The organism is Nitrosomonas sp. Is79A3, assembly GCF_000219585.1.
GTDB lineage: Bacteria > Pseudomonadota > Gammaproteobacteria > Burkholderiales > Nitrosomonadaceae > Nitrosomonas.
In genome coordinates, this window is the sequence record NC_015731.1 from 3656969 (window position 1) to 3670367 (window position 13399).

Consider the following 13399-nt stretch of genomic DNA (forward strand, 5'->3'; position numbering starts at 1 on the left):
TTTTAATGGATTCGACTGGAGCATTTGATAACCTAATAAATGCAATGCTATTGATCCATATAATTAAAAAACTCCCTGTGCAGCTATCAATAGATTCTCAAAAATGCTAAATACTCCACCAGCACTTGAATTCAAAAGCAGCACTTTTTTTGCGCCGATTTTGATCCTTTACACGCATGATATGATTGCAATTGAGCAAACACTGCAAGAGAAAATTAATCTGGCACCCGAGTTTTTTAAGGACTCCCCCTTGATTATCGATTTGCGTGAACTAAACAAGTTAAATCAGGATCTGGATTTTGTTCAAATAACACAGCTATTGCGTAGAGTAGGTTTTTTCCCAGTAGGTATCCGTGGCGGTAATGAGCAACAAAATAAGCAAGCACGGACATTATCAATACCGATAGACACAGTACGCGAACAAGGTAATTCAATCACAATTGGTGAAGCACAAAAGCAAGAAGCCGTTCCGGAAGTAACCGTTGCCAAGGAGCCAGTAAGTCCAGCCGTTGCTCCACAGGCTCCAGCAGCAGCAACATTGATCACTCAGCCGATCCGATCGGGGCAGCGTATCTATGCGTCCGGCGATCTGATCATTTTGTCCCAAGTCAGCGCGGGTGCCGAAATTATGGCTGAAGGCAATATACACGTCTATAATACGCTGAGGGGCCGCGCGCTGGCTGGTGTGCATGGCAACACAGCCGCCAGGATATTTTGTTTTGATTTGCAAGCGGAGCTTATTTCAATCGCCGGGGATTATAAAACCAGTGAAGATTTAAACAAGCAAACATACAATAATCCGGTGCAAATATATTTACAGAATCATGCTTTGATCATTAAAGAGATTGCTTAAGACCAAATAGCAAAGGAGGCTCAATTGGCAAGAATTATAGTTGTGACATCAGGCAAAGGTGGCGTTGGTAAAACAACAACAAGCGCAGCGATTGCCATGGGACTGGCAAAAGCCGGTCACAAGACGGCCGTTATTGATTTTGATGTGGGTTTACGGAATCTGGACTTGATTTTAGGATGCGAACGGCGAGTTGTCTATGATTTTATCAACGTTATCAATGGTGAAGCCAGTCTCAACCAAGCACTCATTCGTGATAAAAACTGCAATCTGCTTTATATTCTCCCCGCTTCTCAAACGCGCGATAAAGATGCGTTGACTGAAGAAGGCGTTGGCCGAGTATTAGACGAATTATCCAAAGATTTTGAATATATTGTTTGCGATTCTCCTGCAGGGATTGAAAAAGGCGCAAACTTGGCGCTTTATTTTGCGGATGACGCCTTCGTTGTTACCAATCCGGAAATTTCTTCGGTTAGAGATTCAGATCGTATGTTAGGTATTTTATCCAGTAAATCACGCCGAGCTGAGCGCAATGAAGATCCGATCAAGGAATATTTGTTACTTACCCGGTATGATGCTGACAGAGTAAAATCAGGAGAAATGTTGAGTCTTGAAGACGTACAAGAAATTTTATCCCTGGAATTATTGGGTATTATTCCTGAATCAAAATCAGTCTTGTCCGCATCCAATGCCGGTATTCCAGTAATTCTGGATGAAAAGAGTGAAGCAGGTCAGGCTTATGCCGATGTGGTAGCGCGATATTTAGGGGAGAAACGTCCGCATCGATTTATTGATGGTAAACAAGGATTTCTCAGGAGGCTTTTCGGAGGAAGAAAATGAGCTTACTGGATTATTTTAGATCATCTAAACCTAAAACTGCATCGGTTGCCAAAGAGAGATTACAAATTCTTGTTGCGCACGAACGCAGCTATCGCAATCAACCTTCCTATCTACCGCAATTGCAAAAAGAGCTTTTAGAGGTTATCCGTAAATATGTGAATGTGGATCAGGACGCGATATCAGTCAATTTTGAGCAAGATGAGAATCAGGAAACACTGGAACTCAATATCGTACTGCCTGATTATCAACAAACCAATAAGACCATAAATAATTAAACTGAGGCCTATCCCGTGCACATTGGTAATTTATGGATTGATATCAGCTAGTTTTAACATTGAATTGAAAGATTATAAATTACCGGTAAATGGGTTCAAAATTAGTCCATGGAATGTTATTCCGTGGATTCTGATATGCTGTATTTTCACTCTTTTTTCCGGTTGTGCGACACTGCCCGGTCAAACCAAAGCGGACGCGGTTGTCAAAACTATTTTAACTGAGCCAGCTGCAAATACCCAGAATGGTTCAGCCACTGATTTCAATATCCTCGGCAGGATATCCATCCAGGATGAGAAACAAAGTTTCTCCGGCAGTTTCCGCTGGCAGCACTTGGCAACAAGTGATGAAATTCTGTTGTTTACACCGCTTGGTCAGGCGGTGGCCGAAATTACAAAAGATGACGAGGGTGTGCGTTTGATTACCTCAAAGCTTGAAGCTTTTTATGCAACGGATGTAGAGAATCTGACGCAAGAAATTCTGGGCTGGCGCATGCCGCTTAATGGTTTGCAATACTGGATACAAGGCACACATTCGCCAGTTACCGCAGCGGAAAAGGATCTGGATAACAAAGACCGGATTGTAGTCATCCGGCAAGATGGCTGGCACATTCACTATAGTAGCTTCGCCCCCGCGCAGATAAATTTAATACCACTCCCCAAAGTATTGAATTTATTCTATCAGAACCTAAAAATCAGACTGGTAGTCGATGATTGGAAAGTCGAATAAATTATTCTTACACTAAAGCTATAACCGTTTATTCTTAAATTAATTCATGCTGACATTCCCTGCCCCAGCCAAGCTGAATCTTTTTTTACATGTCACCGGCCGCAGGCAGGATGGCTATCATTTACTGCAAACAGTTTTCCGGTTTTTAGATTTCTCTGATCAAGTAAGTTTTAGTTTGCGCACGGATGGCATTATCAAACTACAGAATCCCATTTCCGGTGTCCCGGAAGATAAAGATTTGTGTGTCCGCGCCGCTAAGTTGCTCAAGCAGAAAACAGGTACTGCACAAGGTGCCGATATTTATCTGCAGAAGCAGATCCCAATGGGGGGAGGTCTGGGTGGCGGAAGTTCTGATGCAGCAACCACTTTATTAGCGCTGAATCAGTTGTGGGAACTCAATTTAAACCGGGAGCAATTGCTCGAATTAGGGCTTCAGTTGGGTGCTGATGTACCAGTATTCATTTTTGGACAAAATGCCTTTGCAGAGGGGATCGGTGAGAAATTGGCAGCCATTGAATTGCCGCCCGCGTGGTATTTAGTGCTTGTGCCGCCGGTCCAAGTCTCGACTGCGGAGATTTTTGCAAGTAAGGAATTGACACGCAGCACGATACCCATCAAAATACCGCCCTTTTCTGTCTGGCAAGGTCATAATGATTTGGAATTAGTAGTTTGCCGGACATATCCTGAAGTAGCAAGATGTTTAGATTGGCTAAAGCGGCTAGAAAATACTACAATAGCGGCAATGAGTGGTTCAGGTGCTTGTGTATTTGCTGAATTTGCGACAGAGTTCGCAGCTCAGACCGCTTTTGCACAAATTCCTGATGATATGAAAGGCTTTGTGGCAAAAGGATTAGATTGTCATCCCATGCACAAGTCAGTGAAATAAAGATTTTGGGGAGTCGCCAAGTGGTAAGGCACCGGATTTTGATTCCGGCATTCGTAGGTTCGATCCCTACCTCCCCAGCCAGTTTATTTTTCAGAAACAAGCTTGTATCAGACTCCGGATCGCTAAAAGCAACGCATTTTAACAAAAAAGACGAGCGCTCCTTTTTTCCAAACTGATTATCTCAGAGAAATAACATGTCTTATGACAGTCTGATGGTTTTTACCGGTACTGCCAATCCCAAATTGGCTCAGGATGCTGTCAAGCATCTTAATATCCATCTGGGGCGCGCCACTGTTGGACGCTTCAGTGACGGTGAAATCATGGTGGAAATCCTTGAGAATGTGCGCGGAAAAGATGTTTTTGTACTGCAATCCACCTGCGCACCGACCAATGACAGCCTTATGGAAATTCTGGTCATGGTAGATGCCCTGAAACGCGCTTCTGCCGGTCGTATTACGGCTGCAATTCCGTATTTTGGATACGCGCGCCAGGATAGAAGACCGCGCTCTGTTCGCGTACCGATCACAGCCAAAGTAGTGGCCAATATGTTAACCACTGTTGGTATTGATCGATTACTCACTATGGATTTGCATTCAGATCAGATTCAGGGGTTTTTTGATATTCCTGTCGACAATATTTATGGTATGCCCATTTTGCTGGGGGATATCTGGAAGCATAATTATCAGAATCTGGTGGTGGTATCGCCTGATGTCGGCGGTGTAGTCCGTGCCCGGCATCTCGCCAAGCGGCTGGAATGCGATCTGGCAATCATTGACAAGCGGCGCCCGAAACCCAATGAAGCAAAAGTCATGAACATCATCGGTGAAGTAAAAGACCGTACCTGTGTGATTATCGATGACATGGTGGATACGGCCAATACGCTATGTGAAGCTGCAAAAGCATTAAAACAGCATGGCGCGGAATCAGTGATTGCATATTCCACGCACGCGGTATTATCAGGCAATGCAGTAGAACGCATCCAGAACTCAGCGCTGGATAAACTGGTAGTCACTGACACGATACCATTACGTGAAGATGCCATAGCTTGTGACCGTATTTGCCAGTTAAGCATCGCCAATCTGCTGGCAGAAACCATGTTACGCATCAGCAATGAAAGCTCTTTGAGCTCATTATTTATGGAATAAATTGATTCCGTTTTTTTAACCGATTTGTTTGGTCGCGAACAAATCATCATTATGGAGTAGTAAAGATGAAAATAGAAATCAGTGCCGATAAGCGCACATTGCAGGGAAAGGGTGCGAGCCGCCGCCTGCGTGGTTCTGGTAAAGTACCAGCAATCATCTATGGTGGTGAACAGGAACCGCAGTCTATTGAAATGGATCATAACGATTTGTTTCACAAGCTTAAACAGGAAGCTTTCCATGCATCCATCCTGTCATTAAGTGTCGCAGGGAAAAAAGAGCAGGTACTGTTACGCGATATTCAAATGCACCCTTTCAAGCATCAAGTGTTGCATGTGGATTTTCAGCGCGTTGATAAGAATCAGAAAATACACATGAAAGTTCCATTACACTTTATCAATGCAGAAAATGCACCCGGTGTAAAAACCTCCGGCGGTATTGTTACGCACATCCTTACCGAAGTCGATATCAGCTGTTTGCCGGATGATTTGCCAGAATTTATTTCGGTGGATTTGTCCGAACTTACTGCAGGACACACACTTCACTTAAGTGATCTGGTACTGCCCAAAGGAGTTGAAACTATTGCATTGGCCAGAGGTGATAATTCACCGGTTGCAACGATTGTGATTCCGCGTTCCGCGCTCTCCGATGAAGCCGCTGCCGGTGAGGGAGCAGGCGCAGAGAAAAAATAGCCAGATAAAAGAAAAACAATTAACTGATCTGGAAATTTGACAAATCTGCTGGGATAAAACACATGCCGGCAGATTTTTCTTTTCTGAATCCGTTTTTACAGCAGCCGGATAATTTTTCACCATGAAACTTATTGTTGGATTGGGTAATCCGGGCAGAGAATATGCCGGAACACGGCATAATGCCGGTTTTGAGTGGGTGGATCGATTAGCCCAAACGCTGCAAGTACCGCTAAGGCCGGAAGCGCGGTTTCATGGATTGTGCGCACAAATCCGCCAGAAAGATATCGATTTGTGGCTGCTGGAACCGCAAACCTATATGAACAGAAGCGGGCAATCGGTCACTGCCTTGTGCCAGTTTTATAAAATTCAAACTGACGAAATTATCGTCATCCATGATGAATTAGATCTCCCGCCAGGTATCGCCAAATTGAAGAAAGGTGGCGGTTTGGGTGGTCATAACGGCCTCAAGGATATTGCAGCAAGATTGGGTACCCAGGATTTCTGGCGATTACGAATCGGCATAGGTCATCCGGGTGATCGTAATGCTGTGGTTGATTATGTATTGCACCCGCCCAGAAAGGAAGAAGCACAATTAATTGATGAGGCCATAGTCAGAAGCCTGGAAGTATGGCCGCTCATTGCACAAGGCGCTTGTGAAGCTGCCATGTTGAAATTACACACCAAAGTATAAGAACACTGTAAAAGTTTTCAACCAATCGTTATTTAATCCATTTTAATGAGAATCCGGTCATGAGTCTTAAATGCGGAATCGTGGGTCTTCCCAATGTCGGTAAATCCACCTTGTTTAATGCATTGACCAAAGCGGGAATTGCCGCAGAAAATTATCCTTTCTGTACGATAGATCCGAATATTGGCATAGTCGAAGTCCCAGACCCGCGCTTGCAAAAACTCAGTGAAATCGTCAAGCCGCAGAAAATACAATCAGCGATTGTCGAATTTGTGGATATCGCCGGATTAGTTGCCGGCGCGTCTAAAGGCGAAGGTCTGGGTAACAAGTTTCTTGCCAATATCCGTGAAACGGATGGCATCGTCAACATGGTGCGCTGCTTCGCAGACGATAATGTCATACACGTCGCGGGCAAGGTGGATCCGATATCGGATATTGAAGTTATTCAAACCGAACTGGCTCTGGCTGATCTCGCCACCGTAGAAAAAGCCATTCAGCGCGAATCCAAAGTGGCTAAATCCGGAAATAAAGACGCCATTAAACTTTGCGCTTTACTGGAAACGGTGCAAGCGCATCTTGACCAGGGCAAACCCGCCAGAACACTGGATTTGGATAAAGAGCAAAAACACTTATTGCAACCGCTTTGTTTATTGACCGCCAAACCAGCCATTTATGTGGCCAATGTGGATGATCACGGCTTTCAGAATAACCCCCTATTAACCCGTGTCGAAGAATATGCAGCACAAGAAGGCGCTCCGGTAGTCGCCATATGCGCCGCGTTGGAAGCAGAAATTGCAGAACTGCCTGACGAAGACAAAAAAATCTTTTTAGCCGACCTGAACCTCGAAGAACCCGGCCTCAATCGCCTGGTACGCGCGGGTTATGAACTGCTCGGACTGCAAACCTACTTCACCGCCGGTGTCAAAGAAGTCCGCGCCTGGACGATCCACAAAGGCGATACCGCGCCGCAGGCAGCCGGTGTCATTCACACCGATTTTGAAAAAGGCTTTATCCGCGCCGAGGTCATCAGCTATGACGACTTCATCGCTTACAACGGCGAGCAGGGTGCCAAAGAAGCCGGAAAAATGCGCCTCGAAGGCAAGGAATACATCGTCAAGGATGGCGATGTCATGCATTTCCGGTTTAATGTTTAATTGATATGTCGCAAAAACTAGAAATTTGCGACATATTCGATTGACCTGTCGCAGCGAACGACATAAACTGACGACGTGTCGCAAAAATGCAAAAATTAAATCATGACTGCCTGGCGTCCGGATCAACCTTACAACGACCTCCCGCTGTTGCCTCCCGCAGCCGAGCTGGAAACGCGAACGGTACTGAAGCAATGCATCGCGGCCCGCGCAGCACTGGCGGAACTGAAACAAGCCGCTGAACTCATTCCCAACCAGGGCGTTCTGATCAACGCCCTACCGCTGCTCGAAGCCCAAGCCAGCTCGGAAATCGAAAATATCGTTACAACAACCGACCGGCTGTTTCAGTTTCAAAGCGCAAATGAGTATGCCGATCCAGCGACACGCGAAGCCCTGCGCTATAGCAGTGCACTGCTGGAAGGGTTTCAGGCATTAAAGCAGCACCCGCTGAACACCCGCACCGCAGAACAAGTATGCACCCGCATCAAGGGCATCGACATGCAGGTGCGGCGCGTGCCCGGAACAGCGCTGGCCAATCAAGCCACTGGTGAAGTGATTTATACACCCCCCGCCGGGGAAGACCTGCTGCGCGCCAAATTAGCCAACTGGGAACGCTACCTGCACGAAACACGCGAAATCGATCCGCTGATCCGCATGGCAGCCGGGCATTATCAATTCGAAGCGATTCACCCGTTCACCGATGGCAATGGCCGCACCGGGCGCGTGCTGAATAGCCTATTTTTGATCCAGGAAGATTTATTGACGCTGCCGATTCTCTATCTCAGCCGCTACATCATCAAGAATAAAACCGAATATTACCGCCTGCTGCTCGATGTCACGCGCAACCAAGCATGGGAATCGTGGATTATCTTCTTGCTGCAAGGCATCGAAGACACAGCACACTGGACAACCGCAAAGATTGCCGCAATCCGTACTTTGTCAGAACTGACAATTACCCATGTGAAGCAGGCGGCACCGAAAATCTACAGCCGCGAGCTGGTCGACCTAATTTTCGACCTGCCTTACTGCCGGATTCAGAATCTGGTTGAAAAAAATATCGCCGGACGCCAAGCCGCTTCGCGCTATCTCAAACAACTGGTAGATATCGGTGTGCTTGAGGAAAGAACTATCGGGCGCGAAAAGCTCTTTATTCATCCCAAACTGATGCATTTACTAACGCGGGATGACAACACCGTCACCGCTTATGGATATTTGGCATGAATATATTTTCTTTATCGAAGCTGGGTCAGGCATGCCCTCAAATTACCTACATGCTATCGCCTAAAGACTTTTGCCTATGAATCTAATCAAGTCCAGAAAACGCGTTGCCGACCATGGAGAGGTATTCACCCCCGCATGGCTGGTTGATGCCATGCTCGACCTCGTAAAGGACGAGTCGGAGCGCATTGATTCCCGCTTTCTGGAACCGGCCTGCGGAAGCGGTAATTTTATTGTCAAGGTCTTGCAGCGCAAGCTTGCGGCTGTCGAGTGCAAGTTCGGAAAATCTGACTTTGAGAAACAACACTATGCGCTGCTGGCACTGATGTGCATCTACGGGATCGAGCTTCTGGCAGACAACATCACCGAGTGCCGGGAAAACATGCTGAAAATCTTTGCCGACTACCTGAATGTGCAGGAGTCAGGTGACATCTATCGTGCTGCTTCCTACGTGTTATCGCAGAATCTAGTTCATGGTGACGCCTTGACGATGTGCACTAGCCGCAAAGAGCCGATTACCTTTGCCGAATGGGGTTATCTGAGCAAGGGCAAGTTTCAACGTCGCGATTTTCGCTTCGACGTCCTCACCGGCATGTCGAACCACGTTGAACAGGGATCACTGTTTGCCAAGCATGAAATCTTCACACCAATTATGGCTTACCCGCCGATGACCGTTCGTGAGCTTGCTCGCATGGCGAGCGATAATGCTGCAAAGGAGAACGCATGAACGGTCAGGCTTCCTTCACCCTGCGAGGTCGCAATCCAGACGTACTGACCTGCATCGCGAATCTTTCTAACGACGAGGTATTCACTCCGCCAGAGTTCGCCAACAGGATGTTGGATACTGTTGCCGAGGCATGGGCAGCCAGTCACAACGGGGCGAACATCTGGGCGGACAAGACGGTGAGGTTCCTCGACCCGTGCACGAAGTCTGGAGTGTTCCTGCGGGAAATCACCAGCCGTCTGACCAGTGGGTTGGCAAACGAGATTCCAGACCTCGAAAAGCGCGTCAATCACATCCTGACGAAGCAGGTGTTCGGCATCGGCATCACGCATCTCACCAGCCTGCTGGCGCGGCGTAGCGTGTATTGCTCGAAGCACGCCAATGGGCAGCATTCCATAGCCAAATCCTTCACGAACGACTCGGGGAACATCTGGTTCGAGCGCATCGAGCATACATGGGCCAATGGCAAGTGCACTTTTTGTGGTGCCAGCCAAGCGGCGATGGATCGCGGCGAGGCGCTGGAAACCCACGCTTACGCGTTCATTCACACAGACAACATCAAGACTCGGATGGCCGAGTTGTTTGGAGGCAATATGCAATTCGACGTCATCATTGGCAACCCACCGTATCAGTTGAACGATGGCGGCTATGGCACTAGTGCGGCTCCCATCTATCAATTGTTTGTGGAGCAGGCGAAAGCGTTGGAACCACGCTACCTGTCGATGGTTATTCCTGCACGCTGGTTCGCTGGCGGAAAGGGACTGGATGAATTCAGAGAGGCTATGCTTGCCGACAATCGCCTGCGATCCATTGCTGACTATCTCAGCGCGGCAGATGTGTTTCCTGGCGTGGGGCTCAAGGGCGGGGTTTGCTACTTCCTCTGGAATCGTGACCATCCTGGCCTCTGTGATGTAAGCACCCATTTCAAGGACTGGCCGGTCTCCACCGCCAGCCGCCTGCTCCTCGAAAAGGGAGCGGATGTGTTCATTCGTTTCAATGAAGGGTTGTCGATTCTCAAGAAAGTCGCTTCTGTCGAAACTGGGCAATCTGAATCTCTCTTGCTACCAGAAAGTAAGCGATTTGACCGGCTCGTCAGTTCGCTACGACCATTCGGATTCCGCACCTTCTTTCGTGGACGTAAACAAATGCGAAAAGGGGATATGGCGATTTATCAAAACGGCGGAACGGGTTATGTTGCACGCGAAGAGGTTGAGACTGGTACGGAACTCATCGACAAGTGGAAACTTTATGTTGGCCGAGCCGCGCCAGGTACCGGCAACCGCGACACCTACCCGCACCGCATCCTCAGTACACCCTTCATTGGCGAGCCCGGTAGCATTTGTTCCGAAACCTATTTGTGCATTGGCCCGTTCGAGACCCAAAGCGAAGCCGAGAGCGCCTTGTCATACATTACCTGCCGGTTGACGCGCCTGCTGATCCTGCTGCACAAGCCATCCCAAGATACCACGCGCAAGGTCTATACCTTCGTGCCGACGCAGGAGTGGAACAGGAAGTGGACGGATGATGAGCTCTACGCGAAATATGGCATAACCGAGAGTGAAATCGCGTTCATCGAAAAGATAGTCCGCCCAATGGATCTCGCCAGCGATTTGTTCGAAAATGTCTCGGTAGTTGAAGAAGATGAGTAAGGCCATCGAGGACATCCTCGCGCCCAAGCCGGAAGCCCGGCCGCGCATCTACGCCTACTCCATTGACGACAAGGCGCACATGGGTCTACTCAAGGTGGGGCAGACCACGCGCAACGTGAAGCAGCGCATCGCCGAACAGCTCAAGACCGCTGCCATCAAGAATTACAGGATCGAACTTGATGAGTCCGCCGAGAGCAACGACGGTAGCATTTTTAGCGACCACGAGGTGCGCGCCGCGCTCGTCAAAAAAGGTTTCGAAAAGGTCGAGCTGGAGTGGATGCGCTGTACGATCAAAGACGTAAAAAATGCACTCACCGAGTTGCACACTGGCCAGCGCTTCACGGGAACGCATCACGAAACCTTCCCGATGCGCCGGGAGCAGGCCGAAGCGGTGGACAAAACCTTTGAATACTACAACTCAATTTGGGCCGAAAACAAGAGCGCCGCTCCGCGCTTTCTGTGGAATGCGAAGATGCGCTTCGGCAAGACCTTCACCGCCTACCAGTTGGCCAAGAAACTCGGCGCGAAGCGCGTGCTGGTGCTCACCTTCAAGCCGGCCGTCGAGGATGCGTGGCAGACAGACCTAGAATCCCATACGGATTTCAATGGCTGGCAGTACCTTTCGCGTTCGTCCGGCAGCGACCCGACGCAGATTGACCGCAACAAGCCGGTCGTCTATTTCGGCTCCTTCCAGGACCTGCTCGGCCGTGATGCGGCGGGGAACATCAAACCGAACAACGAGTGGATACACACGGTGAATTGGGACCTCGTGGTGTTCGATGAATACCACTTCGGAGCCTGGCGCGAGACCGCGAAGGAACTTTTCGAGGGCGAGGATGAAGCCGTCGCAAAGGAAGAAGCCAGGCTCGAATACGCCGTCGGCTTGGAGAACATGAACGAAGACCTCACCGTGCTTTCCGAGAAAGAAACCGAGTTTCTGCCCATCACCACCAAGGCTTATCTGTACCTCTCCGGCACGCCGTTCAAGGCGCTGGCGACCGGCGAGTTCATCGAGGAGCAAATTTTCAACTGGACTTACACCGACGAGCAGCGTACCAAGGAGGCGTTCCCCGCCCAGTACCCCGGCCAGCGGAACCCCTACGCTGCGCTACCGCAGATGCGGCTGCTGACTTATCAGATGCCGGATGAACTACTGGCCATTGCGAGCGGCGGTGAGTTTGACGAGTTCGATCTCAATGCATTCTTCGAAGCATCGGGCACGGGCAAAACGGCACACTTCAAGCACAAGAACGATGTGCAAAAGTGGCTGGACATCATCCGTGGAAGTTACGCACAAAAATCGATCGAACACCTGAAGACGGGGACACGGCCACCTTTTCCGTATTCCGACGTGCGCCTGCTGCCCTACCTGCAGCACTCGTTCTGGTTCTTGCCCAACGTCGCGGCCTGCCATGCAATGGCGAACCTGCTGGCCGAGAAGCACAATGTCTTCTGGCATGACTATGCGGTAATCGTTGCGGCCGGGGCGACGGCGGGAATCGGGCTGGAGGCCCTGCCGCCCGTGCGCCAGGCCATCGGCAGCGGATTCGACACCAAGACCATCACGCTCTCGTGCGGCAAGCTCACCACAGGCGTCACCGTGGCGCAGTGGTCGTCCATCCTGATGCTACGCAATCTCAAGTCGCCCGAGACCTATTTTCAGGCTGCGTTTCGCGTGCAGTCGCCGTGGTCCATCAAAAACCCCAACGGCGACAACCCGAACGAGGAAGAAATTCTCAAACCTGTCTGCTTCGTGTTCGACTTCGCGCCCACACGCGCCCTGCGGCAACTCTCGGAGTACGGGATCGGACTGTCTCCCAATGAGCCGAACCCGGAGAACGCGGTAAAGGAGCTCGTATCGTTCCTGCCCGTGCTGGCCTACGACGGCGCGAACATGACGCAGATCGATGCTGGCGGCATCCTCGACATTGCGATGGCGGGCACCTCGGCCACGCTGCTGGCGCGCAAGTGGGAAAGCGCACTGCTGGTGAACGTGGATAACGACACGCTCCGGCGCATCATGGGCAACCCTGAGGCAATGGCCGCTGTGGGGCGCATCGAGGGCTGGCGCGCGCTGGGCGACAACATCATCGAGACCATCATCAACAAGAGCGATAAGGTCAAGGACCTCAAGAACAAGGCGAAGGACAAGGATTTGTCAGCCAAGGAGAAGAAGGAACTCTCCGATGAGGAAAAGGAATACAAATCCAAGCGCAAGCTGGTTCAGGAGAAACTGATCAAGTTCGCAACCCGCATTCCGGCGTTTATGTACCTTACCGATTTCCGCGAAAACACGTTGCAGGATGTCATCACCAAACTCGAACCCGACTTGTTTTTGGCCGTGACTGGCTTGACTGTGAAGGATTTCTACCTGCTCGTCCGTCTCAAGGTTTTCAATACTGAGCAGATGAACCAAGCTGTCTTCGCCTTCCGTCGTTACGAAGACGCGTCGCTACGCTATACGGGTATTGAAAGCCACCAAGGCTTGTCTCACTATGGGCTTTACGACACCGTTGTGGCAAAGGATTGAAAGTTTGATTAGCGGAAATATCATTGA

Annotated in this window: 13 protein-coding genes and 1 tRNA gene; all 14 read left to right on the plus strand. The window is 49.5% G+C overall.

Translation table 11 applies throughout. The features are described from left to right. The first annotated feature begins 103 nt into the window (after nt 1–103). The 14 genes from minC to NIT79A3_RS17090 all read left to right on the plus strand — a co-directional run bounded on the left by minC (nt 104) and on the right by NIT79A3_RS17090 (nt 13372). A complete protein-coding gene (minC, locus tag NIT79A3_RS17025; protein WP_013967379.1) occupies nt 104–853 on the plus strand; it encodes a septum site-determining protein MinC in 750 nt (249 codons plus the stop codon). A gap of 24 nt (nt 854–877) precedes the next feature. Then, nucleotides 878–1690 (plus strand): septum site-determining protein MinD, encoded by an 813-nt coding sequence (gene minD, locus NIT79A3_RS17030; RefSeq protein WP_013967380.1) that lies wholly within the window; start codon nt 878–880, stop codon nt 1688–1690. Continuing rightward, nucleotides 1687–1965, plus strand: coding sequence for a cell division topological specificity factor MinE (minE, locus tag NIT79A3_RS17035; protein ID WP_013967381.1), 279 nt, complete (start codon nt 1687–1689; stop codon nt 1963–1965). Before minD ends, minE begins: the two co-directional genes overlap by 4 nt. 37 nt (nt 1966–2002) lie before the next feature. After that, nucleotides 2003–2692 (plus strand): lipoprotein insertase outer membrane protein LolB, encoded by a 690-nt coding sequence (gene lolB, locus NIT79A3_RS17040; protein ID WP_348225668.1) that lies wholly within the window; start codon nt 2003–2005, stop codon nt 2690–2692. Between the two features lie 46 nt (nt 2693–2738). Beyond that, nucleotides 2739–3578: a 4-(cytidine 5'-diphospho)-2-C-methyl-D-erythritol kinase gene (gene ispE, locus NIT79A3_RS17045; RefSeq protein WP_013967383.1), complete on the plus strand. Its 840-nt coding sequence runs from the start codon at nt 2739–2741 to the stop codon at nt 3576–3578. Nucleotides 3579–3584: 6 nt separating this feature from the next. Continuing rightward, a tRNA-Gln gene (locus NIT79A3_RS17050) sits at nt 3585–3659 on the plus strand. A 113-nt stretch (nt 3660–3772) separates the two neighbouring features. Continuing rightward, entirely contained in the window at nt 3773–4723 is a 951-nt protein-coding gene (locus NIT79A3_RS17055; RefSeq protein ID WP_013967384.1) for a ribose-phosphate pyrophosphokinase, read from the plus strand. 65 nt (nt 4724–4788) lie between these two features. Beyond that, on the plus strand, nt 4789–5412 hold the full coding sequence (locus NIT79A3_RS17060) for a 50S ribosomal protein L25/general stress protein Ctc (protein ID WP_013967385.1): 624 nt from the start codon (nt 4789–4791) through the stop codon (nt 5410–5412). 121 nt (nt 5413–5533) lie between these two features. Beyond that, the gene (gene pth, locus NIT79A3_RS17065; protein ID WP_013967386.1) at nt 5534–6103 is read left to right on the plus strand and encodes an aminoacyl-tRNA hydrolase; all 570 of its coding nucleotides are present in this window, start codon (nt 5534–5536) and stop codon (nt 6101–6103) included. A gap of 59 nt (nt 6104–6162) precedes the next feature. Then, the gene (gene ychF, locus NIT79A3_RS17070; RefSeq protein WP_013967387.1) at nt 6163–7254 is read left to right on the plus strand and encodes a redox-regulated ATPase YchF; all 1092 of its coding nucleotides are present in this window, start codon (nt 6163–6165) and stop codon (nt 7252–7254) included. 102 nt (nt 7255–7356) lie between these two features. After that, entirely contained in the window at nt 7357–8472 is a 1116-nt protein-coding gene (locus NIT79A3_RS17075) for a Fic family protein (protein WP_013967388.1), read from the plus strand. Nucleotides 8473–8548: 76 nt separating this feature from the next. Further along, nucleotides 8549–9196 carry an N-6 DNA methylase gene (locus NIT79A3_RS17080; RefSeq protein ID WP_013967389.1) on the plus strand — a complete coding sequence of 216 codons (648 nt, stop codon included), beginning with the start codon at nt 8549–8551 and terminating at the stop codon, nt 9194–9196. Continuing rightward, nucleotides 9193–10842, plus strand: coding sequence for an Eco57I restriction-modification methylase domain-containing protein (locus tag NIT79A3_RS17085; protein ID WP_013967390.1), 1650 nt, complete (start codon nt 9193–9195; stop codon nt 10840–10842). The genes NIT79A3_RS17080 and NIT79A3_RS17085 overlap by 4 nt, the downstream gene beginning before the upstream one ends. Beyond that, nucleotides 10835–13372: a DEAD/DEAH box helicase family protein gene (locus NIT79A3_RS17090; RefSeq protein ID WP_013967391.1), complete on the plus strand. Its 2538-nt coding sequence runs from the start codon at nt 10835–10837 to the stop codon at nt 13370–13372. The genes NIT79A3_RS17085 and NIT79A3_RS17090 overlap by 8 nt, the downstream gene beginning before the upstream one ends. Nucleotides 13373–13399 lie beyond the last annotated feature (27 nt).

What these genes read in the sequence shown, in the direction of transcription:
- minC (WP_013967379.1), top strand. Translation starts at nt 104, where the DNA reads ATGCTAAATACTCCACCAGCACTTGAATTCAAAAGCAGCACTTTTTTT.
- minE (WP_013967381.1), top strand. Translation starts at nt 1,687, where the DNA reads ATGAGCTTACTGGATTATTTTAGATCATCTAAACCTAAAACTGCATCG.
- ispE (WP_013967383.1), top strand. Translation starts at nt 2,739, where the DNA reads ATGCTGACATTCCCTGCCCCAGCCAAGCTGAATCTTTTTTTACATGTC.
- NIT79A3_RS17055 (WP_013967384.1), top strand. Translation starts at nt 3,773, where the DNA reads ATGTCTTATGACAGTCTGATGGTTTTTACCGGTACTGCCAATCCCAAA.
- NIT79A3_RS17060 (WP_013967385.1), top strand. Translation starts at nt 4,789, where the DNA reads ATGAAAATAGAAATCAGTGCCGATAAGCGCACATTGCAGGGAAAGGGT.
- pth (WP_013967386.1), top strand. Translation starts at nt 5,534, where the DNA reads ATGAAACTTATTGTTGGATTGGGTAATCCGGGCAGAGAATATGCCGGA.
- ychF (WP_013967387.1), top strand. Translation starts at nt 6,163, where the DNA reads ATGAGTCTTAAATGCGGAATCGTGGGTCTTCCCAATGTCGGTAAATCC.
- NIT79A3_RS17075 (WP_013967388.1), top strand. Translation starts at nt 7,357, where the DNA reads ATGACTGCCTGGCGTCCGGATCAACCTTACAACGACCTCCCGCTGTTG.
- NIT79A3_RS17080 (WP_013967389.1), top strand. Translation starts at nt 8,549, where the DNA reads ATGAATCTAATCAAGTCCAGAAAACGCGTTGCCGACCATGGAGAGGTA.
- NIT79A3_RS17085 (WP_013967390.1), top strand. Translation starts at nt 9,193, where the DNA reads ATGAACGGTCAGGCTTCCTTCACCCTGCGAGGTCGCAATCCAGACGTA.
- NIT79A3_RS17090 (WP_013967391.1), top strand. Translation starts at nt 10,835, where the DNA reads ATGAGTAAGGCCATCGAGGACATCCTCGCGCCCAAGCCGGAAGCCCGG.